Source organism: Streptomyces sp. NPDC089799 (assembly GCF_040684755.1).
Classification (GTDB): Bacteria; Actinomycetota; Actinomycetes; order Streptomycetales; family Streptomycetaceae; genus Streptomyces.
Genome location: NZ_JBFBGR010000027.1, coordinates 22,617 through 46,103 on the forward strand (window position 1 = coordinate 22,617; position 23,487 = coordinate 46,103).

The 23,487-nt window shown below is 72.7% G+C and carries 22 protein-coding genes and 1 tRNA gene; 17 read left to right on the plus strand and 6 right to left on the minus strand.

The window, feature by feature from the left end; genetic code table 11:
* Positions 1–76 precede the first annotated feature (76 nt).
* Positions 77–1,006, plus strand: coding sequence for an NAD(+) diphosphatase (nudC, locus tag AB0O36_RS26290; RefSeq protein ID WP_365114660.1), 930 nt, complete (start codon positions 77–79; stop codon positions 1,004–1,006).
* A gap of 120 nt (positions 1,007–1,126) precedes the next feature.
* Here nudC and AB0O36_RS26295 read toward each other — a convergent pair whose 3' ends face one another.
* A complete protein-coding gene (locus AB0O36_RS26295) occupies positions 1,127–1,387 on the minus strand; it encodes a mycoredoxin (protein WP_365114661.1) in 261 nt (86 codons plus the stop codon).
* Positions 1,388–1,574: 187 nt separating this feature from the next.
* On the opposite strand from AB0O36_RS26295, the gene AB0O36_RS26300 reads away from it, so the two are divergent.
* The 5 genes from AB0O36_RS26300 to AB0O36_RS26320 all read left to right on the plus strand — a co-directional run bounded on the left by AB0O36_RS26300 (position 1,575) and on the right by AB0O36_RS26320 (position 5,524).
* Positions 1,575–3,803 carry an ATP-dependent DNA helicase UvrD2 gene (locus AB0O36_RS26300; protein WP_365114662.1) on the plus strand — a complete coding sequence of 743 codons (2,229 nt, stop codon included), beginning with the start codon at positions 1,575–1,577 and terminating at the stop codon, positions 3,801–3,803.
* Positions 3,804–3,997: 194 nt separating this feature from the next.
* Positions 3,998–4,309 (plus strand): hypothetical protein, encoded by a 312-nt coding sequence (locus tag AB0O36_RS26305; protein WP_365114730.1) that lies wholly within the window; start codon positions 3,998–4,000, stop codon positions 4,307–4,309.
* Between the two features lie 173 nt (positions 4,310–4,482).
* The gene (locus AB0O36_RS26310; protein ID WP_365114663.1) at positions 4,483–4,851 is read left to right on the plus strand and encodes a WhiB family transcriptional regulator; all 369 of its coding nucleotides are present in this window, start codon (positions 4,483–4,485) and stop codon (positions 4,849–4,851) included.
* Positions 4,848–5,201: a hypothetical protein gene (locus tag AB0O36_RS26315; protein ID WP_365114664.1), complete on the plus strand. Its 354-nt coding sequence runs from the start codon at positions 4,848–4,850 to the stop codon at positions 5,199–5,201. Before AB0O36_RS26310 ends, AB0O36_RS26315 begins: the two co-directional genes overlap by 4 nt.
* Before the next feature lie 116 nt (positions 5,202–5,317).
* Entirely contained in the window at positions 5,318–5,524 is a 207-nt protein-coding gene (locus AB0O36_RS26320) for a hypothetical protein (protein ID WP_365114665.1), read from the plus strand.
* Here the strand turns inward: AB0O36_RS26320 and AB0O36_RS26325 are convergent, their stop codons facing one another.
* Together AB0O36_RS26325 and AB0O36_RS26330 are read right to left on the minus strand one after the other, a co-directional pair.
* Entirely contained in the window at positions 5,525–6,853 is a 1,329-nt protein-coding gene (locus tag AB0O36_RS26325; protein WP_365114666.1) for an AarF/ABC1/UbiB kinase family protein, read from the minus strand.
* Positions 6,854–6,892: 39 nt separating this feature from the next.
* Positions 6,893–8,017: a ThiF family adenylyltransferase gene (locus AB0O36_RS26330; protein WP_365114667.1), complete on the minus strand. Its 1,125-nt coding sequence runs from the start codon at positions 8,015–8,017 to the stop codon at positions 6,893–6,895.
* A 131-nt stretch (positions 8,018–8,148) separates the two neighbouring features.
* On the opposite strand from AB0O36_RS26330, the gene AB0O36_RS26335 reads away from it, so the two are divergent.
* The 4 genes from AB0O36_RS26335 to AB0O36_RS26350 all read left to right on the plus strand — a co-directional run bounded on the left by AB0O36_RS26335 (position 8,149) and on the right by AB0O36_RS26350 (position 11,836).
* Complete coding sequence (locus AB0O36_RS26335; protein ID WP_365114668.1) at positions 8,149–8,730, plus strand: M48 family metallopeptidase; 582 nt, start codon at positions 8,149–8,151, stop codon at positions 8,728–8,730.
* Between the two features lie 93 nt (positions 8,731–8,823).
* Positions 8,824–10,401: a TerD family protein gene (locus AB0O36_RS26340; protein ID WP_365114669.1), complete on the plus strand. Its 1,578-nt coding sequence runs from the start codon at positions 8,824–8,826 to the stop codon at positions 10,399–10,401.
* A gap of 7 nt (positions 10,402–10,408) precedes the next feature.
* A complete protein-coding gene (locus AB0O36_RS26345; RefSeq protein WP_365114670.1) occupies positions 10,409–11,086 on the plus strand; it encodes an AIM24 family protein in 678 nt (225 codons plus the stop codon).
* A gap of 18 nt (positions 11,087–11,104) precedes the next feature.
* Entirely contained in the window at positions 11,105–11,836 is a 732-nt protein-coding gene (locus AB0O36_RS26350; protein ID WP_365114671.1) for an AIM24 family protein, read from the plus strand.
* Between the two features lie 80 nt (positions 11,837–11,916).
* Here the strand turns inward: AB0O36_RS26350 and AB0O36_RS26355 are convergent, their stop codons facing one another.
* Both AB0O36_RS26355 and AB0O36_RS26360 read right to left on the minus strand, forming a co-directional pair.
* Complete coding sequence (locus tag AB0O36_RS26355) at positions 11,917–12,441, minus strand: NUDIX hydrolase (protein ID WP_365114672.1); 525 nt, start codon at positions 12,439–12,441, stop codon at positions 11,917–11,919.
* A complete protein-coding gene (locus tag AB0O36_RS26360; protein WP_365114673.1) occupies positions 12,438–13,859 on the minus strand; it encodes a zinc-dependent metalloprotease in 1,422 nt (473 codons plus the stop codon). The genes AB0O36_RS26355 and AB0O36_RS26360 overlap by 4 nt, the downstream gene beginning before the upstream one ends.
* Before the next feature lie 279 nt (positions 13,860–14,138).
* Here AB0O36_RS26360 and AB0O36_RS26365 point away from each other — a divergent pair, with 279 nt between their 5' ends.
* The 4 genes from AB0O36_RS26365 (at position 14,139) to AB0O36_RS26380 (ending at position 17,513) form a co-directional block, all read left to right on the plus strand.
* Positions 14,139–15,236 (plus strand): SDR family oxidoreductase, encoded by a 1,098-nt coding sequence (locus AB0O36_RS26365; RefSeq protein WP_365114731.1) that lies wholly within the window; start codon positions 14,139–14,141, stop codon positions 15,234–15,236.
* Between the two features lie 344 nt (positions 15,237–15,580).
* A complete protein-coding gene (locus tag AB0O36_RS26370; protein WP_365114674.1) occupies positions 15,581–16,042 on the plus strand; it encodes a molybdenum cofactor biosynthesis protein MoaE in 462 nt (153 codons plus the stop codon).
* A 116-nt stretch (positions 16,043–16,158) separates the two neighbouring features.
* On the plus strand, positions 16,159–16,374 hold the full coding sequence (locus AB0O36_RS26375; RefSeq protein WP_365114675.1) for a hypothetical protein: 216 nt from the start codon (positions 16,159–16,161) through the stop codon (positions 16,372–16,374).
* A 50-nt stretch (positions 16,375–16,424) separates the two neighbouring features.
* Positions 16,425–17,513 (plus strand): PDZ domain-containing protein, encoded by a 1,089-nt coding sequence (locus AB0O36_RS26380; protein WP_365114676.1) that lies wholly within the window; start codon positions 16,425–16,427, stop codon positions 17,511–17,513.
* Between the two features lie 135 nt (positions 17,514–17,648).
* On the opposite strand, the gene AB0O36_RS26385 is transcribed toward AB0O36_RS26380, so the two are convergent.
* A complete protein-coding gene (locus AB0O36_RS26385) occupies positions 17,649–18,176 on the minus strand; it encodes a PPA1309 family protein (protein WP_365114732.1) in 528 nt (175 codons plus the stop codon).
* 177 nt (positions 18,177–18,353) lie between these two features.
* Between AB0O36_RS26385 and AB0O36_RS26390 the strand changes: the two genes are divergently transcribed.
* The 3 genes from AB0O36_RS26390 (at position 18,354) to AB0O36_RS26400 (ending at position 23,481) form a co-directional block, all read left to right on the plus strand.
* Entirely contained in the window at positions 18,354–21,263 is a 2,910-nt protein-coding gene (locus AB0O36_RS26390; protein WP_365114677.1) for a UPF0182 family protein, read from the plus strand.
* Between the two features lie 75 nt (positions 21,264–21,338).
* Positions 21,339–21,412 (plus strand) — tRNA-Met (locus tag AB0O36_RS26395).
* A 203-nt stretch (positions 21,413–21,615) separates the two neighbouring features.
* Positions 21,616–23,481: a tetratricopeptide repeat protein gene (locus AB0O36_RS26400; RefSeq protein WP_365114678.1), complete on the plus strand. Its 1,866-nt coding sequence runs from the start codon at positions 21,616–21,618 to the stop codon at positions 23,479–23,481.
* Positions 23,482–23,487: the final 6 nt, after the last annotated feature.

Sequence of the window (23,487 nt, forward strand, 5' to 3'; positions counted from 1 at the left end):
GCACCGCGCCGCGTCGCCCGCACCGAACAAGTCTGCCCGCTGCCTGTCCCACCACCGGGGGAGTTGGAATCTCACTGTGAGCATCTTGACCGAGCGGCCCGTCTCGCTTACCGCGCCCAGCGGAATCGATCGCGCCGCGCACCACCGCCTCGACGAGGCCTGGCTGGCCGCTGCCTGGAGCCACCCGACGACCCGGGTCTTCGTGGTCTCCGGCGGGCAGGTCCTGATCGACGACACCCCGGACGGTGGGACGGAGATCGTGATGACCCCCGCCTTCGAGGCGCCGATCACCGAGACCCACCGCTACTTCCTCGGCACCGACGAGGACGGGGTGAGCTACTTCGCGCTGCAGAAGGACTCGCTGCCGGGCCGCATGGACCAGTCGGCGCGCCCGGCCGGGCTGCGCGAGGCGGGCCTGCTGCTGGGCCCGCGGGACGCGGCCCTGATGGTGCACGCGGTGGCGCTGGAGAACTGGCAGCGGATGCACCGCTTCTGCTCCCGCTGCGGAGAGCGCACGGTCGTCGCGGCCGCCGGACACGTCCGGCGCTGCCCGGGCTGCGGCGCCGAGCACTACCCGCGCACCGACCCGGCCGTGATCATGCTGGTCACCGACGAGCAGGACCGGGCGCTGCTGGGCCGCCAGGTGCACTGGCCCGAGGGCCGGTTCTCGACCCTGGCCGGGTTCGTCGAGCCCGGCGAGTCCATCGAGCAGTCGGTGGTCCGCGAGGTCTGGGAGGAGGCGGGCGTCCGGGTCGGCGAGGTCGACTACGTCGCCAGCCAGCCGTGGCCGTTCCCGTACAGCCTGATGCTGGGCTTCACCGCCCGCGCGGTCTCCTCGGAGATCAACGTGGACGGCGAGGAGATCCAGGAGGCCCGCTGGTTCTCCCGGGAGGAGCTCCGCACGGCCATCGAGACGGGTGCGGTCCTGCCGCCGTCCGGGATCTCGATCGCGGCGCGTCTGGTCGAGCTCTGGTACGGCGAGCCGCTGCCGAAGCCGCTGGGCTGAGCGCCCGGCCCGCCGCCCGGTGCGGCGGAACGCACGAAGGCCCCCCGCGGCAGCGGAGGGGCCTTCGTGCTGTGCGGGCCGCGGCGGCCCGGCCGGGCCGCCGTGGGCGGTGCGCCCGGGTCAGACCGCGAGGGCCTGCTGGACCTGGGCGAGGCTCGGGTTGGTCATGACCGACTCGGTGCCCTGGGGGGAGACGATGAGGACCGTGGGGACGGTCTGGTTGCCGCCGTTCGCCTTCTCGACGAACGCCGCGGACTGCGGGTCCTGCTCGATGTTGATCTCGGTGTACGCGATGCCTTCCCGGTCCAGCTGGGTCTTCAGCCGGCGGCAGTAGCCGCACCAGGTCGTGCTGTACATCGTCACGGAACCCTTGTCCTGCATGGGGGCGCTCTCTTTCGGGGCGGGGCGGTCGGTCCGGAGAAGAACGGTCCGGTTCGGGCCGGTCCGGTGCGGATCGGTCGGAAGCGGATCGTTCCGAAGTAGTCGAACGCGCCCGGTCGCCCGCCCATTCCCCGTGACCCCGGGCGCACGCCGGGTGACCGCGGGGGGCGTCGGTGTGACCCCCGGTATGACCGGAGTGCACGGGCTGTGGACAAGTGTCCGCCGGCCCCGGAGGACCTGGCAGCATGGCGGGGTGACAGCAGTAACGCACTCCTCATCCTTCCCGGACGTCGCCGAATCGGCCGACGCCGTGCTCCTCGGTCTCGACCCGGAGCAGCGCGAGGTCGCCACGACCCTGCGCGGGCCGGTGTGCGTGCTCGCCGGTGCGGGCACGGGCAAGACCCGCGCCATCACCCACCGGATCGCGTACGGGGTCCGGTCCGGTGCGTTCAAGCCGGCCAGCGTGCTCGCCGTCACCTTCACCAACCGCGCCGCCGGGGAGATGCGCGGCCGGCTCCGCGGCCTCGGCGCCGAGGGCGTCCAGGCCCGCACCTTCCACTCCGCCGCGCTCCGGCAGCTCCACTACTTCTGGCCGAAAGCCGTCGGTGGCGATCTGCCCCGGCTGGTCGAGCGGAAGGTCCAGCTGGTCGCCGAGGCCGGCGCCCGCTGCTCCGTCCGCCTCGACCGCAACGAGCTGCGGGACGTCACGGGCGAGATCGAGTGGTCGAAGGTCACCCAGATCATCCCCGGCGACTATGCCGCCGCGGCGGTGAAGGCCGGCCGCGAGGCCCCCCGCGACATGGCCGAAATCGCTCGGATCTATGCGGCGTACGAACAGCTCAAGCGCGACCGCGGAATGATCGACTTCGAGGACGTGCTGCTCCTCACCGTCGCCATCCTCCAGGACCAGCCCTTCATCGCGGACCAGATCCGCTCCCAGTACCAGCACTTCGTGGTCGACGAGTACCAGGACGTCAGCCCGCTCCAGCAGCGCCTGCTGGAGCTCTGGCTCGGGGACCGCGACAGCCTCTGCGTGGTCGGCGACGCCAGCCAGACGATCTACTCCTTCACCGGAGCCACCCCCGACCACCTGCTGAACTTCCGCAACCGCTTCCCGCAGGCCACGGTCGTCAAGCTGATCCGCGACTACCGCTCCACGCCCCAGGTGGTCCACCTGGCCAACGGCCTGCTGGGCCAGGCCCGCGGCCGGGCCGCCGACCACCGCCTGGAGCTGGTCTCGCAGCGCGAGCCCGGTCCCGACCCGGCGTACGCCGAATATCCCGACGAGCCCGCCGAGGCCGAGGGCGTCGCCCGCCGGGTCCGGGACCTCATCGCCGCCGGCGTCCCCGCCGGCGAGATCGCCGTACTGTTCCGGATCAACGCCCAGTCCGAGGTCTACGAGCAGGCCCTCGCCGACGCCGGGGTGCCCTACCAGCTGCGCGGCGCCGAGCGCTTCTTCGAGCGGCAGGAGGTCGGCCGGGCGGTGCTCGCACTGCGCGGCGCCGCCCATTCCGGCGCCCGCGACCCGCTGCTGGCCGACGTGGTGGACCTGGCCGGACAGGTGCGGGCCGTGCTCAGCGCCACCGGCTGGACGCCCGAGCCGCCGGCCGGCTCCGGAGCGGTCCGCGACCAGTGGGAATCGCTGGCCGCGCTGGTCCGGCTCGCCGAGGACTTCGGCCGGGCCCGCCCCGCGGCCACACTGGCCGACCTGGTGGCCGAGCTCGACGAACGCCGGGCCGCCCAGCACGCCCCGACCGTCCAGGGCGTCACCCTGGCCTCCCTGCACGCCGCGAAGGGCCTGGAGTGGGACGCGGTGTTCCTGGTCGGCCTCACCGACGGAATGCTGCCCATCACCTACGCCAGGACCGACGAGCAGATCGAGGAGGAACGCCGGCTGCTCTACGTCGGCGTGACCCGGGCCCGGCTCCACCTGACCCTGTCCTGGGCGCTGTCCCGGTCCCCGGGGGGCCGCGCCTCCAGGAAGCCCAGCCGCTTCCTGACCGGGCTGCGGCCCGGCTCCGCCGCCGCGGGACACCGGGCGCCGGCCGAGGGCGGCGGCAGCCGCAAGCGGAGCAGGCGCGGGCCGGTCCTCTGCCGGGTCTGCGGCAAGACCCTCACCGAAGCGGGCGAGGTCAAGCTGATGCGCTGCGAGGACTGCCCGTCCGACATGGACGAGGGCCTGTACGAGCGCCTCCGCGACTGGCGTGCGACCCAGGCGAAGGCCCAGGGCCTGCCCGCGTACTGCGTCTTCACCGACAAGACCCTGATGGCGATCGCCGAGGCGGCGCCCGACGAGCCGGGAGAGCTCGCCGTCATCCCGGGCGTCGGCAGCCGCAAGCTGGACCGGTACGGGGCCGATGTCCTGGCCATCTGCGCAGGTCAGGAGCTTGACCACGGGTCCGCTGACGACGCGTAGAAACTCGTCGGAAAAATAGTTTGCACATGCCCTGGGGATCCCCATAGGTTCTTAACCACGGGAACGGCGGCTTCTTCGAAGCCCTGTCTTCGTGCTGTACTTATCCGAATACACCGGGACAGGCCCACCACAGCCCGTCCCCGAGACGCCGAGAGGAGGCGAGTCCAGTGATCAGCTTCAACACCTTCACCAAAATGACCGATCGCTCGGTTGCCGCCTCCTGCCTGCTCGGCTCCACCTCGCTCCTCGCCGCCCCCGCCGCCTCCCTGGGTCAGGGCACCGGTCTGTCCGCGATTTCCGCGAACCGGCCTGCCGTCCTGGCGACCCTTCCGGTCCGAGAGCGCAGCGAGCGACCGACCCAGGCACCGGTGGCAGTAGCGAAGGAGCAGGCGGCACATGGCGCCTATGCCTTTGCGGCAGCCGGTGCCGGATCCCAGAAGCAGACGACGCAGCACCACCTGATGTGGGCCTTCCGCGGGCTCGAACCCTGGAGTGATCCAGCCTGATCGCATGATCAGGCCGGCGCCTTCAGGGCCGCGGAACCCCACCCGGGATCCGCGGCCCTTCTGTTTGTCCCGAACGGGACCGACAGGGCGAAGGGGCCTCGGGACTGGCAAGACCAGGTACCAGCCGACACCGGCCGACCGGCCGGAACGACCAGACGAGGAAGAAACCAACCGTGCAACTCGAAGCGCACGCCCCGTCCGTACCGCAGAACCGAACGATCTCCCCGCCTGCAGTCCCGGAGGACTCCACCTTGACTCCGCTCACCGCGCTCACCGCGCTCGACGACGCCATCGAGAAGCTCGGCGTGCCCGTTCCCTGCCGCTCGTACGACCCGGAGGTCTTCTTCGCCGAGTCCCCGGCAGACGTCGAGTACGCCAAGTCCCTCTGCCGCACCTGCCCGCTGGTCGAGGCCTGCCTCGCCGGCGCGGTCGAGCGCCGCGAGCCCTGGGGTGTCTGGGGTGGCGAGCTCTTCGTCCAGGGCGTGGTTGTCGCCCGCAAGCGGCCGCGTGGCCGCCCGCGCAAGAACCCGGTCATGGCATGAACACCGCCCACCGCACCGGATTCGGAACCATCGACCGCCCCCTGACGCACGACCCCCTGAAGCAGGCCCCCATGACCGCCTACACGACGAGTGAGCTGACCCCCTCCAAGGCAGCCGCCACCGCCGAAGACTTCATCACCACCGGTGCGATCACCTCGCGCCAGAACAGGACCCGCGAAATGCAACTCATCCCAGAAGCCCTGGCCCGTGCCCATATGGCCGACCGCATGCGTGAGGCGCAGGCCGAGCGCCGCGCCGTCCGCCTGGTCAACGCGCGCCGCATGCAGCGGCGGGCCGAGCGCGTCTCGCTGCGCGCCCGGCGCGCGCTGGCCATGGCCGTCATGCACTGACGGCCCACGCGCCACGGCACCACCACAGCACCACCCTTGGGGGACCGGTCCGAACGGGCCGGTCCCCCGGTGCGTTGCGCCCGGCTGTCCGCGCCGTGCGGCGGTATCGTCTGGAGGTGGACCAGCCGACCCCCCATCCCGTACCGCAGGGGCCAGAGGACCGGACCGTCGTGTGCGCCCGCTGCGGCACCCGGTCCCCCGAAGGGGCCCCGATCACCTGGACCTGCTCCGTGGAGAACGGCGTCCGGGAATACTTCTGCCACGACTGCGCCCGGGCCAACATCCGGGCGATCGAAGGCAGACTCGATTCCTCCTGGTGGTGATCAGTCCCCGGCGGTGAATCCCGGGAGCCATGCCTCCAGTTCGTCCCGGAGCCGCACCGTCGCGCCCAGCTGGCACAGCACCCCGATGGTGCTCAGCGTCACCCGGTGGATCAGCAGGTAGGAGGGCGGCAGGTTCAGCTGCTTGCCCAACCGGTGGGCGGGGGAGCGCGGATCGGCGAGCCGTGCCGCCTGCCCGCGCATCCACCCCCGGGTGAAGGTGAACTGCTCGACCACGGCGGGCTCGATGATCGGCCGGAGGTAGTCCAGCACGGCGTCCGGGTCGAGTTCGATCGTCTCCTTGACGAACCCTTCGGCGCACAACTGCTCGTAGACCGCTTCGGCATCGCCCTGCAGGGTCATCCGCAGCGACACCCCTATCGAGCGGGGCAGCCCGCCGGGCAGCCGGTCGACGGTGCCGAAGTCCAGCACCCCCAGCCGGGCGTGGCCGTCCGGTCCCGGCACCAGCCGGAAGTTCCCCGGGTGCGGATCCGCGTGCAGCAGCCCGGTCCGGGCCGGCCCGGAGAAGAGGAACCGGGCCAACAGCTGCCCCGCGCGGTCGCGTTCCTCCTCGGTTCCGCCGGATATCACCTCCGACAGCGGGACGCCCTCGACCCATTCGGTGACCAGTACCTGGTCGCCCTGGTGCACCACGTCCGGCACCAGCACGTCCGGGTCCCCCTCGAACGCCTCCGCGTGGATGCGCTGGGCCTCCGCCTCCAGCTCGTAGTCCAGCTCCTCCGCGACCCGGTCCCGCAGCTCCCGGATCAGCGGTTTGACGTCCATCCCCGGAATGAGCGGCCCCAGCAGTCCGGCGAAGCGGCCCAGCTGCTTCAGGTCCGACAACAGGGCCTCGCCGGCCCCCGGGTACTGCACCTTGACCGCGACCTGCCGTCCGTCGTGCCACACCGCCCGGTGCACCTGCCCGATCGACGCGGCCGCGGCCGGTTTGTCCTCGAAGGAGACGAACAGCTCGCGCCAGTCCTCGCCCAGCCGCTCCGCCAGCACCTGGTGCACCGTCCCCGCGGGCAGCGGCGGAGCCGCCTCCTGCAGCTTGGTCAGCGCGGCCCGGTACGGCCCGGCCACCTCCTCGGGCAGCGCCGATTCGAACACCGACAGGGCCTGCCCGAACTTCATCGCACCGCCCTTCAGCTCCCCGAGGACCTTGAACAGCTGTTCGGCGGTGCGCTGTTGGAGTTCCTGTGCGACGAACTCCGCGGACTTCCCGCCGATCCGCTTGCCCAGCCCCCAGGTGGCCCGGCCCGCGATGCCGAGCGGCAGCGTGGCCAGCTTGACGGTCCGGGCGACCGCCTTCCGGGGAAGATCAGACATGTGCCCCTCCAGTGCCAGAAACCGTGCCGCGAGCGGCGGTTACCGGGCCATTGTGTCCTGTGCTTCTCGAATGCCGGACGGGCGCCCCGGCTCTCGCGCGGCCCCGCAGCCGCACTCCGGATGTGCCGTCAGCCCGGTCCGCTGCCAGTGCAGTCCGGGCAGGGCCGCTTCCCAGCGGGCCCCCGCGGACGCGGGCAGCTCCCCGTCGAGGAAGGCCAGCGCATGTGCCGCCGCCAGACCGGCGACCGCCGTGGCCAGTCCCACGTCGCAGGCCGGAACCGCCCGCCGCCGGTGCGCCGTACGCCACTGCACCAGCAGCCGGGGCCATGCCGGGTCCCGGGCCACCCGCTCCCGCTCCATGCAGCCCGCGCACGCCGTCCCGCCCGGCAGCACCAGCGGCCCCACCACCCCCGTGCCCTCCAGCACCCCCGCGTACAGGTGCGGTGTGCCCGTCGCGATCCAGTCGGCGGCCGTGTCCGGGTCGGGCGCCCAGGCCTGCAGCCCGTCCCGGGGTGCGACCACCACCAGGGCCAGTCCCGGCTCCGCACCCGGCGGGCCGGTGGCCGCCGGAGGCCTGGCCGGCGCCGGTGCCCGGACCAGTGCCGCCCCGGCCTCCGCCCGCAGCCGGCCCACGGAGTCCGGTCCCAGCCCGCCGGGCGAGAGGTCCCCGGGCTCGACCCGGCCGCCGTCCATCACCTCCACGCGGCCCACCCCGGCCGAGGACAGCACGGCGGCCACCGCCGCCCCGACCCGGCCGGCCCCGCGCACCCGGACCCGTACCGCCCGCCGTGCCGCGAGCCGTTCCTGCACCCCGGCCGGGTCCCGGGACAGCACCGACAGCGACCCCAGGTCCGGTCCCAGCCGCTCCGGGGCCCCGCGCCGCAGGGCCTGCGCCGCCGGGTGGCCGGCGGTGGCGTCGTCGATCAGTCCCGCTCCGGCCAGTCCGCGGACCAGTTCGTCCGCCCGGCCGTCGGGCAGCCCCAGCGCCCTGGCCTCCGCCCGCAGCAGCTCCATGCCCCGGGTGCCGTCGATCCGGTCGATCAGCGACCCCGTCGCCGTGTCCAGCGGGCCGAACACCACCGCGTGCGCCGGGGTCACCCCGAACTGCACGGTCTCCAGGTCCCGCCAGGCCCTCGCCAGCGCGGGCTTCACCTTCGGATGCATCGCCGTCCCCCTCACACCGTCCAACTCGGCCGTCGCGGCAGGCTCCTCGTCCCGCCCGATGACCGCAGCATGCCCACCCCGGCCGACGCCCGTGAGAAGTTGTCCACAGGTCCTTCTATTCGTCATACGAGATGACGGGACGTCCGGCGTGCCCGGCAGGTACCGTCGGGGGCGTGTCCGCCGAGCCTCCCCCCTGCCCCGTCGAAGTCCGCCGGAGCACGCGCCGCCGCCGGACCGTGTCCGCCTACCGCGAGGGCGACCGCACGGTCGTGCTCATCCCTGCCCGGATGTCGGAGGCGGAGGAGCGGCGCTGGGTGGGCGTGATGCTCGACAAGCTGGCCCGGCAGGAGAGCCGCCGTACCCTGGGCGACTCGGAACTGCTCGACCGCGCCGGACGTCTCTCCGAGCAGTACTTCGAGGGCCGTGCCCGCCCCCGCTCGGTGCGCTGGGTCACCAACCAGAACACCCGGTGGGGCTCCTGCACCCCGGCCGAGGGCAGCATCCGGCTGTCCCACCGGCTCCGCGGGATGCCGGAGTACGTGGTGGACTACGTGCTGCTGCACGAGCTCGCGCACCTGCTGGTGCCGGGCCACGGGCCGCGGTTCTGGCAGCTGCTGGAGGCCTACCCGCGGACCGAGCGGGCGCGCGGCTACCTGGAGGGAGTGGCGGCGGCGGAACGGCTGCCGAAGCTGCCCGCACCGCGCGAGGAGTGAGGGCCGGTCATCCACAGGGCTTGGCCGAACCGGATCGGGTGCCGCTAGCCTGGCGGAACTCATTCACCTTTGGACGGGGGACGGTCACAGCACATGGCCAGGGAATTCCAACGCGGCCACAAGGCCAAGGTCAGTGACCTGACCGCGGGCACGGATCTGTACGTGGGCGTCCAGATCTCCGGCCCCGGGCTGGCCTTCGACATCAGCTGCTTCGGGCTCGACGCGGAGGAGCGGCTCTCCGACGACCGCTACTTCGTCTTCTACAACCAGCCGAAGTCGCCCGAGGAGTCCATCCAGCAGCTCGGCCCGCAGGCCGGGGACACCGAGTCGTTCCGGGTGACGCTGGACCGGATCCCGGCGGCCGTCCACAAGCTGTCCTTCACCGCCACCATCGACGGCGACGGGACGATGTCCCGGATCGGTCCCGGATACATCCGGGTCGTCGCGGGCGGCGAGGAGGTCGTCCGCTACTCCTTCAGCGGCGCCGAGTTCAGCACCGAGCGCGCGGTCATGCTCGGTGACTTCTACCTCAAGGACGTCTGGCGCTTCGCGGCCGTCGGCCAGGGCTTCGACGGCGGTCTCGCCGCCCTGCTGGAGAACTTCGGCGGAGAGGTCGCCGAGGAGCAGCGGGCCGAAGCCGTCGCCGCACCGCCCGCCGCCGCGCCCCCCGCCTTCGCACCCCCCGCCTTCGCACCCCCCGCCGTCGCGCCCCCGTCCGCCGCGCCCGCGGCCCCGGTGTCCCTGACGCCCGCCGCCCCGGCACCGGCAGCCCCGGCACCGGCAGCACCCGCCCCGGCCCCCGCGCCCGTGCCCGCCCCGGCACCCGCACCGGACTTCGGCACCCCGGCCCCGCAGACCGCCGCCTTCGGCTCCCCGCCGCCGTTCGGCGCCGTGCCGGCCCCCGCCGCGCCGATCGCCACGGCCCCGCCCTTCGGGGCCGTGCCGCCGCCCGGGGCGCCCGTGGCGCCGCCGTTCGGCGGGGTCCAGGCCGCCGCCCCGGTCCCGCCGGAGGCGGGCCTCCGCGTGGTTCTCGGCAAGTACGCCGAGGCGGCCACCGGCGACCGCTGGACCGAGCAGAACCCGCAGCAGGTCCGCGTCACCCTCACCAAGAACCAGTCCGTCCTCGCCAGGCAGGGCAGCATGGTCGCCTACCAGGGCGACATCGACTTCGCCCACAAGGGCTCCGGCCTGCTCGGCAAGCTCACCGGACAGCTCACCGGCCAGGGCATGTCCCTCATGCGCTGCTCCGGCGACGGCGAGGTCTTCCTCGCCGACGAGGCCAGCCGCCTCTTCGTCATCCGCCTCGAAGGCACCGACCAGCTCTACACCAGCGCCCAGGGCGTCCTCGCCTTCGACGAGTCGCTGAACACCGAGGTCCGCCGCATCGAAGGCGCCGGCCTGCCCGGCGGCGGCCTGTTCTCGATGCTCTTCTCCGGCACCGGAGCCGTGGTCGTCAAGACCCGCGGCACCCCGGTGGTGCTCCCGGTCGGCCCCGCCACCTACGTCGACGGCAATGCGGTCATCGCCTGGTCGGCCGGAGCCCAGGCGGTCACCACCACCGCCCTGCGGCTGCGCCGCTCCGGGTACGCCAGCCGCAGCGGGGAGGCCGTCAACCTCCAGTTCCGCGGAGCCCCCGGCAACTTCGTCGTCGTACAGCCCTTCGAGGTGTGAGGCAGTCATGGACACACAGACCCTCGGTGCCCACCGCGCCGCAGCCACCGGCGTCCGGATGGCCGTCCACAACGCCAAGACCCTCAAGGTCGCCATGACCACCGGCCAGGACCTGATCGCCAAGGCCGGCTCGATGATCGCCTACGACGGGTACGTCCAGTTCGACGCGGCACCCGCGGGCCTTCGCCGCTCGGCCGAGGAGATGGTCACCGGCGAGGGCGGCAAGCTGATGCTCTGCCGGGGCGACGGCGACCTCTTCCTCGCCGACTACGGCGCGGACGTCCTCGTCGTCCACCTCGCCGACGAGGCGCTCTCCGTCAACGGGGCCACCCTGCTGGCCTGCGACGCCACCCTCCAGCTCGCCATCGAGCCGGTCAAGGGCCTGGCCAAGCTGTCCGGCTCCGGCCTCACCAACCTCGTCATCCGGGGCACCGGCTGGGTCGCCCTGGTCAGCCGCGGCGTCCCCACCGTCCTCGACTGCGCCGAACGCGAGACCTACGTCGACCCCGACGCGCTGATCGGCTGGACCACCGGCCTCGACCTCAAGGCCAAGCGCACCGTCAAGGCGAGCGCGCTGATCGGCCGGGGCAGCGGCGAAGCCCTGCAGATCGGCTTCAAGGGCCAGGGCTTCGTGATCGTCCAGCCCAGCGAGGACACCGGCGACCGATTCAAGATCCGGGGCTGAGAGGAGCACCGAGCCACCATGCACAGCACACTCTTCGCCCACGTACCCGTGCCGTCCACCGGCCGCTACACCCTGCAGAACCCGCAGCTGCTCAAGGTCGACGTCAACCAGGGCAGCGGGGCCGTCCTCGCCCGCCAGGGCGCCATGGTCGCCTTCGAGGGCCAGATCGACTTCCAGAGCCAGTACCGCAACAACAGCTGGCGCAACGTCCGGCAGATGACCGGCGAGGGCATCGAACTGATGAAGTGCAAGGGCAACGGCCAGGTCTACCTGGCCAACTTCGCCCAGCACATCCACGTGATGGAGGTCGGCCGCGGCCTGACCGTCGACAGCAAGTACGTCCTTGCCTTCGACTCCACCCTCGGCGTGGGCATCGTCGCCATCGACAGCGCCGTCGAGATCGCCTCGGCCGGCGCCTACAACCTCGAACTCAGCGGAGCGGGCCAGGTCGCCCTGCTCACCTCCGGCGAGCCGCTGGTGCTGGAGGTCGGCCCCGGCAAGAACATCTGCGCGGACGCCGACGCCGTCATCGCCTGGTCCACCACCCTGCGCACCCAGCTCCAGGCCCCCACCTCCACCTCCGGGGTCTGGCGCCGCCGCGGCTCCACCGGAGAGGGCTGGGAGATGCAGTTCCAGGGCGAGGGCCACGTCCTGATCCAGCCCAGCGAGCTGCTCCCGCCGACCCACCTGCGCGGCGGCATGCTCGGCTTCGGCATGCGCGGCAACTCCCTGGGCGGCAGCCGCGCCTGACGGCCCCGGCCCACCACCTCCGCCAACAAGAGGGCGGTCCGGCAGCAGGCTGCCGGACCGCCCTCTTGCGGATCACACCGTCACAGCCGGGCGCGGGTCGCCTCCAGCAGCCGGACCACCGACGCATCGGCCACGTCCGCGACCTCGTCGTACGCGAACCAGCGCAGGTCCAGCGACTCGTCGCTGATCTCCGCGACCGCCTCGGCCGGTGCCAGTGCTGCGTACTGCACGTCCAGGTGCCAGTTGCACGGCGCCGGGATCGGATGCCGGTCCAGCCGCACCGGGCCGCCCGGCAGCAGCGACAGCCCGGACTCGATACCGGACTCCTCGCGCGCCTCGCGCAGGGCCACGTCCGCGAGGGTCGCGTCACCGGGCTCGCAGTGCCCGCCCATCTGCAGCCACATGCCCAGCTTCCTGTGCAGGGTGAGCAGCACCCGCCCGCCCACGGGGTCGATCACCAGCGCGCTGCCGGTGACGTGCCCCGCCGCACACGGCTTGAAGACCCCGTCCGGGTGCGCGGCCAGGTGCTCCAGGTACACGTCCCTCAGCTCGGGCTGGTGCTCGTACCCCTTGAGCACCAGCACCGCGTCATCGTGCAGGCTCACTTCGCGCCGTCGCCCTTGCCCTCGTCGCCGCCCTTGCCGCCCTCGGCGTCCTTGCCGCCCTCGCCCTGCGCGTCCCGCTGCTGCGCGGCCTCGCCGAGCATCTTGTCGATCTCCGAGAAGTCGAGCTGCTCGCGGTGCACGAAGCCGTCCGGGTCGTCCAGGTCCGAAGCGGTCGGCAGCATGTCCGGGTGCTCCCACAGCCCGTCCCGGCCGTCCATCCCGCGCGCGTCGGTGAGCGAGGCCCACAGTCGCGAGGCGTCCCGCAGCCGGCGCGGCCGCAGCTCCAGACCGATCAGCGTGGCGAAGGTCTGCTCGGCCGGACCACCGGTGGCACGACGCCGGCGCAGCATCTCGCGCAGCGCGTCCGCCGAGGTCAGCCGGGGCTTCGCGGCCTCGTGCACCACCGCGTCCACCCAGCCCTCGACCAGCGCGAGCGCCGTCTCCAGCCGGGCCAGGGCGGCCTTCTGCTCCGGGGTGTCCTGCGGCTGGAACATGCCGCCCTGCAGTGCTTCCTGCAGCTGCTCCGGATTCGTCGGGTCGAGCTGCCCGACCACGTCCTCCAGCTTCGAGGTGTCCACCTTGATCCCGCGCGCGTAGCCCTCGACCGCGCCGAACAGGTGCGACCGCAGCCACGGCACGTGCGCGAACAGGCGGGCGTGCGCCGCCTCGCGCAGCGCCAGGTACAGCCGGACCTCGTCGGACCCGATGCCCAGGTCCTTCCCGAAGGCCTCGATGTTCAGCGGGAGCAGGGCGGCCTTCCCGGCCGGGCCCAGCGGCAGGCCCACGTCGGTGGAGCCCACGACCTCGCCTGCGAGCACGCCGACGGCCTGGCCGATCTGCTGGCCGAACATGGCGCCGCCCATGGAGCGCATCATGCCGAGCAGCGGGCCCGCCATCGCCTGCATCTCCTCGGGCAGCACCTGGCCCATGGCCGCGCCGACCCGCTCGGCGACCGGGTCGACGAGCTCCTTCCACACCGGCAGGGTCGCCTCGACCCACTCGGCGCGGCTCCACGCCACCGCCGTGCCGGCCCCGGCGGGCAGCGAGGTCACGCCGTCCAGCCACAGGTCGGCCAGCCGCACGGCCTCCTCGACGGCCGCCTTCTCGGCGACGCCGACGCTGCGGTCCTTCACGCCGTCGGCCGTGCCCGCGGACACCGTCCGCCGGGCCACGTCCTTGGCCATGTCCCAGTTCACCGGGCCGCCCTCGTAGCTGAGCATCTGCCCCAGCTGCTGGAACGCGGCCCCCAGGTCGTTCGGGTTCATGGCGCCGAACATCGCGGCGAACGGGTTGTCCGTGCCGCCCGGCATGCCGGCCCCGCCGAACCCGAACGGATTGGGCGCGCCCTTCTTCTTGCCTTCGTCGCCGTCCTCCGGCTCCTCCGGCGGAAGGCCGAATCCGAATGGGGTGTCACTCACGGGTTTCCTCGGCTCGTAGGGCCGCCGGCACGCGCCGGCGGGCAATGGTCCCGACATCACCCCCAGCGTAGACACCGCACCCGCTTCCGGGCTCGGTGCTCCGCCGGCTCCCGGGCTGCGGCAGGATGGACGTCACCTGGTAGGTACGCGTCAGGACGCCTACCTACCGAAGACAACCGCTGGAGACGCCCGGTGAGTTCCCCAGATCCGCAGGTTCGAGCGCCGCAGGACGGCGAAGAACGGCACGGACAGGCCGCCCAGGCAGGCCGGGCCGATGCCGTGTCCGAAGCCGCCGACGGCGTTCGCCGGCCGCGAAACCCGGCCGTGCGCGGCCCCGTCGTCGCCGTCACCGGTGCCGCCGCGGGCGTCGGTGCCGCCCTGGTGGCCCGCCTCGCCGCCTCGGACGAGGTCAAGCAGGTCGTGGCGATCGACGAGCGGCGCGGCGACTGCGCCGCAGCCCAGTGGCACGTCCTGGACGTCCGGGACCCGGCGATCGCCGACAAGCTCCGCGGCGCCGACGTGGTCGTCCACCTCGCGCTCGACCTGGACCTGGAGACCGACTCCGCGGCCCGTACGGCGTACAACGTGCGCGGCACCCAGACCGTGCTGACCGCCGCCGCGGCGGCCGGCGTGCGGCGGGTGGTGCTCTGCACCTCCGCGATGGTCTACGGGGCGCTGCCGGACAACGACGTACCGCTCTCGGAGGACTCCGAGCTGCGGGCCACGGCGGAGGCCACGGGCGTCGGCGACCTGCTGGAGATCGAACGCCTCGGCCGGCGCGCCCCCCGCGCGCACCCCGGGCTGAACGTGACCGTGGTCCGCCCGGCCGTCCTGGTCGGCGGCACCGACACGGCCCTGACCCGCTACTTCGAGTCACCGCGGCTGCTGGTCGTCGCCGGGTCCCGGCCGATGTGGCAGTTCTGCCACGTCGAGGACCTGGTGTCGGCGCTGGAGTACGCGGCGCTGGAGAAGGTCGAGGGCGAGCTGGCGGTCGGCTGCGAGGGCTGGCTGGAGCAGGAGGAGGTGGAGGAGCTGAGCGGCATCCGCCGCATGGAGCTCCCCTCCGCGGTGGCCCTGGGGGCCGCCGCCCGGCTGCACCGGATCGGGCTGACGCCCTCCCCGGCCGGCGACCTCGCGTACACGATGCACCCGTGGGTGGTCAGCGTCAGCCGGCTGCACGCGGCGGGCTGGCGGCCGCGCTGGACGAACGAGGAGGTGCTGGCCGAGCTCCTGCAGGAGGTGGCGGGCCGGCACACGGTCGCCGGGCGCCGGCTCGGGCGCAAGGACGCGACGGCGGCGGGGGCCGCGGGAGCGACGGTCGCGCTGCTCGGTGCGGCGGCGGTGGTGCGGCGGGCGCGGCGGCGCCGGGGCATCTGACCTCCGATCCTGTACGTCGGCCGGTGCGGCCGGCCCGGCCCGTGGCGGGCGGCTCCGCCGGAGCCGGAGCCCCGCCGGGGGCCGTGCCCGTCCGGTGCCCTCGCGCGTCCCGGCGCGGGTGGATTCCCCCAGTCCGTCCTCCCCCGGCTCCGTCCGGGGGGACCCCCATCGCCCTGCGGGACGCCTGCCCACACCGGGAGGAAAGGGCGGGGCGCCGGCCCACGTCGGTGGGCGGCGGGTGCGGTCCGGCCGGATTTCGCTGTAGGAGGCTCCCAAGGCAGGGGGTGGCGGACGGGTGATCGGGGTATTCCGCCGCGTCCGCGGCGTAGGGCACGATGGAGGCTATGGCACCGCATTTCGATCACCCCGGCGAGCAAGCCGCCGCGGACCCCATCCGCCTCATCGGGATCCGTGAGACCCCGCTCTCCCTCGACGAGGTCTTCCGGGCCGTGGGGGACGACTCCAGCGGCGGGACGGCCCTGTTCGTGGGCACGGTGCGAAACCACGACGGAGGGGCCGACGTCGACGCGCTCGGCTACTCCTGCCACCCCACCGCGGAGGCGGAGATCCGCCGCGTGGCGGAGCGGGTCGTGGCCAAGTACCCCGTACGCGCCCTGGCCGCCGTGCACCGCGTCGGTGATCTCACCGTGGGTGACCTGGCCGTCATCGTGGCGGTCTCCTGCCCGCACCGCGGGGAGGCGTTCGAGGCGTGCCGGATGCTCATCGACGACCTCAAGCACGAGGTTCCGATCTGGAAGCACCAGACCTTCTCCGACGGCACCGAGGAGTGGGTCGGAGCCTGCTGAACGGGCCCTCCCGTCGCCCGTTCGGACGCGCAACACGCCCTCGATTTGCGTAACCCGGTCCCGGGACCGAGCGTTGCAATCACCAACAGCTCGATCTCGGGGTAGGGAGGCTCGGCATGGCGTCACTGGCGTGGTTGCTGATTCCGCTGGTTGCCGCGATAGGCGCAGCCATCTGGGGCCGCTGGGCGGCCCGTGACCGTACGGCCGGTGACATATCCGAGCTCGCGGGCTATGCGCGGTTCCGGGAGGCCATGGACCGGGTCGAGCAGGACCGGGCGGGGGCCGGCGCTCCCGGCACGGCGGCGCCCGTCTCCGACTCCGCGTCCGCCTGACGGACCGGCCCCGGGGGTCGTGCCCGCGGCGCTTCCCGTACTGTCGTTCCATGCCACGCCGCACTGCGACGATGCTCGCCTCCACGCTCATGCTGTTCGCGCTGCTCTGCGCGTGGGTCTTCATCAAGGTCCCGTACTCGGAGATGAGCCCGGGCCCGACGGTGAACACGCTGGGCGAGTCCGGCGGCGAACCGGTCCTGCAGATCTCCGGACGCAAGACCTACCCGACCACCGGCCACCTGAACATGACCACGGTCCGCGTCACCGGTGCCGACTACGACATGAGCCTGCCGGAAGCGGTGTACGGCTGGCTGGCGGACGACAACATCGTCGTCCCGCACGAGAACCTCTACCCGGACGGCAAGACGGAAGAGCAGTCCACGCAGGAGAACGCCGAGGAATTCAGCCAGTCGCAGGAGAGCGCCAAGGTGGCCGCCCTCAAGCAGCTGGGCATCCCGGTCACCGCCCGCGTGGCCGTCTTCACCGTGGTCAAGGACAGCCCGGCCGAGGGCAGGCTGCACGCCGGGGACGTGGTGAAGGCCGTGGACGGGGTCGCGGTGAAGGCCCCCGGCGACGTGGCCAAGCTGGTCACCAAGCACAAGGCCGGCGAGAAGGTCGAGTTCACGATCATCCCGGCCAAGGATGCCGCCGCCGCGGAGAAGGCCGGCAAGGAGCCCGAGGGCGGCGAGAAGGTGGCCATCACGACCGCCGCCGCCGAGGGCGACGGCCACGCGATCGTGGGCATCCGGGCCGAGACCGACCACACCTTCCCGTTCAGCATCGACATCAAGCTCGCCGACGTCGGCGGCCCCAGCGCCGGCCTGATGTTCGCCCTGGGCATCATCGACAAGCTGACCCCGGAGGACCTGACCGGCGGGAAGTTCATCGCGGGCACCGGCACCATCGACGACGAGGGCAAGGTCGGCCCCATCGGCGGCATCCAGATGAAGACCATCGGCGCCCGGGCGGCCGGCGCCCGGTACTTCCTGACCCCGGCCGACAACTGCGCCTCCGCCGTGAAGCAGATCCCCGACGGCCTCACCCTGGTCAAGGTGAACACCATCGACGACGCCTACAAGGCGCTGCAGAAGATCAGCAAGGGCGACACGGCCGGCCTGCCCGCCTGCACCGCGAAGTAGCGGCGGCGCGTCCTGCGCCGCGCGTAGCGCGTTCCGAGGCGGGCGGCCCCGGGGCCCCCGAGCCCCCGGGCCCGCCCGCACCGGCCGGCCGGGTCAGCCAGGCCGGCCCATCAGCCGGTCAGCCGGCCGGCCCGGTCAGGACAAGGTCGCCGCCAGGGCCTCGGCCAGGCCCGGCACCAGCCCGGCCCCGGTCAGCACCTCGTTCGGCGAGTCCTTTTCCCGCAGCCGTACGGCCGACTCGCGCGAGCCGTCCCGCAGCACCGCCACGGTCAGCCGGACCTCCTGCCGCTCCGGGTGCGCGGCCACCCACTTGGCCAGCTGCTTCTCGTTCATGCCGGACGGCACGGCGGCCTCGGCGGACGGCGGCAGCATCAGCCGCTCCACGGTGAGGGCGCAGCCGGCCACCGCGTCGGGCCAGGCGACGGTGCCCAGGAACTTGTCCAGGGGCGTGCCGGGCGGCAGCTCGTCCTGCTCGACCGGGGTGAGCTGGGCCTTGCCGGTGTCATCGGTGTCGAGCCCCAGCTGGGCGGCCAGCCGCGGCTCCGAGGACCGCAGCCGGGCGGTGTCGACCAGGGCGAAGAGGCGGGCCGGCTGGTCCCAGCCGAGGCCGGCGGCGTATTCGTCGATCTCCAGGCAGGCGCGGGTCAGCGGGCTGGCCGCCATCTGGCCCGACGGCGGAGTCGGCTGTTCGGACGGGGTACCGGGGGAGGGTGAAACGTTGGACATGGCAACATCCTGCCTCCTTCCACCCCCATACCGGGAACTGAGCAATCCCTCAGTAAGTTGCAAGAGTGGGCCCTACCATCAGGGGCCCCGACACGACACACAGCGACTTTCGAGGTGCGCACCTTGGCTTTCCAGATGCCGGACCGCGGCGGAGGCCCCTCCGGGCCACGGATCAGAGTCGGCCGCCCGTCCCGGCGCGCCCGCACTCTCCTCATGACCCTGGGCGTTCTGGCCGTCCTGGCCATGCTCTTCATCATGTTCGCGGGCTTCTGGACCGACTGGCTCTGGTACCGCTCGGTGGACTACTCGACGGTCTTCACGACCACGCTGTGGACCAAGATCGGCCTGTTCGCCGTCTTCGGCCTCCTGATGGCGGGCGCGGTCGGGCTGAACATCTGGCTGGCCCACCGGCTCCGGCCACCGCTGGCCGCCATGTCCGTGGAGCAGCAGAGCCTCGACCGGTACCGGATGAGCGTCGCCCCGTACAAGCGCTGGCTGCTGCTGGGCATCTCCGTGCTGGTCGGCCTGATCGCGGGCGCCTCCGCGGCCGGCCAGTGGAAGACCTGGCTGATGTACGTCAACGGCGTCCCGTTCGGCAAGAAGGACCCCCAGTTCCACCTGGACGTGTCCTTCTACGCCTTCGACCTGCCCTGGTACCGGTTCCTGCTGGGCTTCGGCTTCGCCGCCGTCGTGCTCTCGCTGATCGCCGCCGCCGTCGTGCACTACCTGTACGGCGGCCTCCGCGTGACCAGCCCCGGCGCCCGGGCCTCCGCCGCGGCCACCGGCCACCTGTCGGTGCTGCTCGGCCTCTTCGTGTCGCTCAAGGCGGTCGCGTACTGGCTGGACCGGTACGGCCTGGCGGTGAAGTCCAGCGACTTCAAGGCCTCCGACAACTGGACCGGCCTGCGGTACGTGGACGCCAACGCCTACCTGCCGGCCAAGACCATCCTCTTCTGCATCGCCGCGATCTGCGCCGTGCTGTTCTTCGCGACGCTGTGGCGCCGCACCTGGCAGCTTCCGGTGATCGGCTTCGGCCTGATGGTGCTCTCCGCGATCCTGATCGGCGGGCTGTACCCGGCGATCGTGCAGAAGTTCCAGGTCCAGCCGAACGAGCAGGCCAAGGAGTCGCCGTACGTCGAGAAGAACATCCAGGCGACGCGTGACGCGTACGGCATCGACAAGACCGAGGTCACGCCCTACCCGGGCAGCCCGAACCCCCAGGCGGACAAGAACAAGCTCCGCCAGGAGGCCAACACCACGGCCAGCGTCCGGCTGCTCGACCCGAACATCGTCTCCCCGGCCTTCCAGCAGGGCCAGCAGAACAAGAGCTACTACGGCTTCCCGTCCACCCTCGCGGTGGACCGGTACAAGGGCCAGGACACGGTGATCGGCCTCCGCGAGATGAACCTCGCGGGCATCCCGAAGAACAACTGGATCAACGACCACTTCCGCTACACGCACGGTTACGGCGCGGTCGCGGCCAAGGGCACCGAGGTCACCTCCAACGGCGAGCCCGTGTTCACCGAGTCCGGCCTCCCCTCCAAGGGCAACCTGGGCACGTACCAGCAGCGGATCTACTACGGCGAGCAGACCAAGCAGTACTCCATCGTCGGCGGCCCCCAGAAGGAGCTCGACTACGCCGACGACAGGGGCGAGAAGGAGACCACCTACGAGGGCAAGAGCGGGGTGAGCCTGGGCAACCCGCTCAACCGGGCCGCCTACGCCCTGGCCTTCAGCGAGCCGCAGATCCTCTACTCGGGCGCGATCGGCGAGGGTTCGAAGATCCTCTACAACCGCACGCCCAAGGAGCGGGTCGAGGCCGTCGCCCCCTGGCTGACCATCGACGGCGCGGCCTACCCGGCCGTGATCGGCGGGCGGATCCAGTGGATCGTGGACGCCTACACCACGACCAACGGCTACCCGTACGCCTCGCGCACCACGCTGGGCGACACCACGGCGGACTCGCTGACCGACTCCCAGCGCGCGGTCGTCGCGCAGGAGAACCGGGTCAACTACATCCGCAACTCGGTGAAGGCCACCGTCGACGCCTACGACGGCACGGTGAAGCTGTACCAGTGGGACACCCAGGACCCGGTCCTCAAGACCTGGATGAAGGCGTTCCCCAAGACGGTCAAGGACAGGAAGGACATCCCGCCGGCCCTGATGGAGCACCTGCGCTACCCGCAGGACCTCTTCAAGGTGCAGCGCGAGCTCCTCACCCGCTACCACGTCACCGACCCGCAGACCTTCCTCAGCGGCAGCGAGGTCTGGGCCGTCCCGGACGACCCGACCAACAGGGAGGGGAACGCGGTCCCGCCGTACTACCTCTCCATGAAGATGCCGGACCAGAAGGAGCCGAACCAGGTCTTCTCGCTCACCACGACCTTCACGCCGAACGGCCGTGACAACCTGAGCGCCTTCATGTCCGTCAACGCCGACCCGGGGACCGCCGACTACGGCAGGATCAGACTGCTGAAGCTGCCCACCACCAACCCGGTGGACGGCCCCAAGCTGGTCCAGGCGCGGTTCAACTCCAAGCCGGAGATCGCCCAGGAGATCAACATCCTGAGCCGGGGCGACTCGCAGGTGGAGTACGGCAACCTGCTCGCGGTGCCGCTCGACAAGGGCATGCTCTACGTCGAGCCGGTGTACGTCCGCGGCGGCGGCCTGAAGTACCCGCTGCTGAAGAAGGTGCTGGTCACCTACGGGGATCAGACCGCCTTCGAGAACACGCTGGAGAAGGCGCTGGACGTGGTCTTCGGGGCTTCGGCGCCGACCACGCAGCAGCCGCCGGCGACCCAGCCCGGCGACACCCCGCAGAAGCCGCCGGCCACCACCCCGCAGAACCCGACGGTCAAGGCGGCCCTGGCCGACGCGCAGAAGGCCATCGAGGCGGCCGACAAGGCGCGGCAGGACGGTGACTGGGCGGCCTACGGCAAGGCCCAGGACGACCTGAAGGCGGCGCTGCAGCGGGCGGTCGACGCGGAGGCCAAGCTCCAGCCGACACCCGGCACGGGAGGCTGACCCGGGGCGGCGGGCCCCGCCCCGGGGTCCGCCGTCCGGCTTCCGCTCCGCGTCGTGGTACTGTTGTTTCACCGACGCGGGGTGGAGCAGCTCGGTAGCTCGCTGGGCTCATAACCCAGAGGTCGCAGGTTCAAATCCTGTCCCCGCTACTGAAGATGAAGGCCCGGATCCATGGGATCCGGGCCTTCGTCGTGTACATCCATGTACAAGCACGCACATCCTCGTGTCCTCGGGGGTGAGTTGGGCGATGCACGTGTTTGACTTGTCCGACTGTGGGCATGTCGACAAAACGCTGAAGTGACCTCACTGGCTGCGACATACCAGGTGTACGCGGGTAGCAGGTGATGCGACGATGGGATTTATGGGGGACAGGTCAACTCTGCTGGAGACAGGGCGGTTTGTGCGGGCGGAGACCGAAGAGGGCATGGAAGCGGCCGGGGCGACCAACCCGGCAGAGCACGGCACGGGCACTGCACTGACCACTGCGGTGACCACGGCCGGGGCGTTCGCCGAGACCGAGACCGAAGCCTCCAGCGACGTCGAACTGGAGGCCCGGCACCGGGGCCCCGCCGACAAGGGGGACCCGGGCGCCATGAGCGTGCTCGGCGCACTCCTGCTGCGCCGGGGGGACCTGGAGGGCGCCGAGCCCTACCTGCGCGGGGCCACCGCCGCCGGCGACCGCGCCGCCGCCAACAACCTGGGCGTCCTGCTGCTCCAGCGCGGCTACCCCGAGGAGGCCGCCGACTGGTGGCGGGTCGCCGCCGTGGCCGGCTCGGCCCCCGCCGCGCACGCCCTCGGCCGGCACTACCGCGAGCGCGGCGACGAGCCGGCCGCCGAGTACTGGCTGCGGCAGGCGGCGGAATCCGGCCATGCGCTGGGCGCGTACGGCCTGGCCGACGTACTGGAGCACCGCGGCGACGAGGGCGCCGAGCGCTGGTACCGGCAGGCCGCCGAGCAGGGGCACCGCGAGGCCGCGTACCGGCTCGCGCGGATCCTGCGCCGCCGCGAGGGCGCCGAGGCCGAGCAGTGGTACCGGCAGGCCGCCGCCCGCGGCCACCGGCGGGCGGCCCTGCATCTGGGGATCCTGCTGGAGGCGCGCGGCGAGCTCAAGGAGGCCGGGCGCTGGTACCTCACCTCCGCCAAGCAGGGCGAGGCCCGGGCCGCGTGCGCCCTGGGCTTCCTGCTGCGCGACGCCGGGGACGAGGAGAGCGCGGCCACCTGGTGGCTGCGGGCCGCCCAGGACGGCGACGGCAACGCGGCCAACGCGCTCGGCGCCCTCCACGCGGCGCGCGGCGAGCCGCAGACCGCGGAGAAGTGGTACCGGGCCGCGATGGACGCCGGCGACCACAACGGGGCGTACAACCTCGCCCTGCTGTGCGCCGCGCAGGACCGTACGGCCCAGGCGGAGCAGTTCTACCGGCGCGCCGCCTACGCGGGTCACCGCGAGGCGGCGAACGCCCTGGCCATCCTGCTGCTCCAAGGCGGTGACGCGGCCGGCGCCGAGCCGTGGTTCTCCAAGGCGGCCGAGGCGGGCAGCGTGGACGCCGCCTTCAACCTGGGCATCCTCTTCGCCAGCCGGGACGACGACCGGACCGCGCTGCGGTGGTACGAGCGCGCCGCCGCGGCCGGCCACACCGACGCCGCCCTCCAGGTCGGCATCGCCCTGGTCCGGGACGGGGAGGAGCGGGCCGCCGAGCGGCACCTGCGCTGTGCCGCCGGGGGCGGCAGCGCCGAGGCCGCGTTCCGGCTGGCCTCGCTGCTGGAGTCGCTGGCCCCGCCGCCGGAGCCGCCCGCCCTGGGCGCGCCGGCCGCGGCCGCGAAGTCGGAGAGCGAGGAGTGGTACGAGCGGGCCGCCGAGCACGGCCACCGGCGCGCCCAGGTCCGGGTCGGCATGCTGGCCGCGGGCCGGGGCGAGCTGGGCGTGGCCGCGCGCTGGTACCGGGAGGCGGCGGAGGCCGGCTCCCGCAACGGCGCGTTCAACCTCGGGCTGCTGCTGGCCAGGGAGGGCAGCGAGCCCGAGGCGGCGCTGTGGTGGACCCGGGCGGCCGTGGCCGGCCACGGGCGGGCCGCGCTGCGGCTGGGACTGCTGGCCGCACGGCACGGCGACCTCGCGGAGGGCCAGAAGTGGTGCGCCCGTGCGATGGAACTGGGGCCGGCCGAGGTCTCGCAGCGCGCGGCGAAGCTCCGCGAGGCCCTCGCCGAGGAACTGTCCGCGTAGTGCGGC

Bases quoted from the DNA above. Each gene is read 5' to 3' on its own strand.
- AB0O36_RS26380 (WP_365114676.1), top strand. From the start codon at position 16,425: ATGCCACGCCGCACTGCGACGATGCTCGCCTCCACGCTCATGCTGTTC.
- AB0O36_RS26335 (WP_365114668.1), top strand. From the start codon at position 8,149: ATGACGGGACGTCCGGCGTGCCCGGCAGGTACCGTCGGGGGCGTGTCC.
- AB0O36_RS26305 (WP_365114730.1), top strand. From the start codon at position 3,998: ATGACCGATCGCTCGGTTGCCGCCTCCTGCCTGCTCGGCTCCACCTCG.
- AB0O36_RS26315 (WP_365114664.1), top strand. From the start codon at position 4,848: ATGAACACCGCCCACCGCACCGGATTCGGAACCATCGACCGCCCCCTG.
- AB0O36_RS26300 (WP_365114662.1), top strand. From the start codon at position 1,575: ATGACCGGAGTGCACGGGCTGTGGACAAGTGTCCGCCGGCCCCGGAGG.
- AB0O36_RS26330 (WP_365114667.1), bottom strand. From the start codon at position 8,017: ATGCATCCGAAGGTGAAGCCCGCGCTGGCGAGGGCCTGGCGGGACCTG.
- AB0O36_RS26340 (WP_365114669.1), top strand. From the start codon at position 8,824: ATGGCCAGGGAATTCCAACGCGGCCACAAGGCCAAGGTCAGTGACCTG.
- AB0O36_RS26350 (WP_365114671.1), top strand. From the start codon at position 11,105: ATGCACAGCACACTCTTCGCCCACGTACCCGTGCCGTCCACCGGCCGC.
- AB0O36_RS26345 (WP_365114670.1), top strand. From the start codon at position 10,409: ATGGACACACAGACCCTCGGTGCCCACCGCGCCGCAGCCACCGGCGTC.
- AB0O36_RS26295 (WP_365114661.1), bottom strand. From the start codon at position 1,387: ATGCAGGACAAGGGTTCCGTGACGATGTACAGCACGACCTGGTGCGGC.
- AB0O36_RS26400 (WP_365114678.1), top strand. From the start codon at position 21,616: ATGGGATTTATGGGGGACAGGTCAACTCTGCTGGAGACAGGGCGGTTT.
- AB0O36_RS26325 (WP_365114666.1), bottom strand. From the start codon at position 6,853: ATGTCTGATCTTCCCCGGAAGGCGGTCGCCCGGACCGTCAAGCTGGCC.
- AB0O36_RS26370 (WP_365114674.1), top strand. From the start codon at position 15,581: ATGGCACCGCATTTCGATCACCCCGGCGAGCAAGCCGCCGCGGACCCC.
- AB0O36_RS26385 (WP_365114732.1), bottom strand. From the start codon at position 18,176: ATGGCGGCCAGCCCGCTGACCCGCGCCTGCCTGGAGATCGACGAATAC.
- AB0O36_RS26375 (WP_365114675.1), top strand. From the start codon at position 16,159: ATGGCGTCACTGGCGTGGTTGCTGATTCCGCTGGTTGCCGCGATAGGC.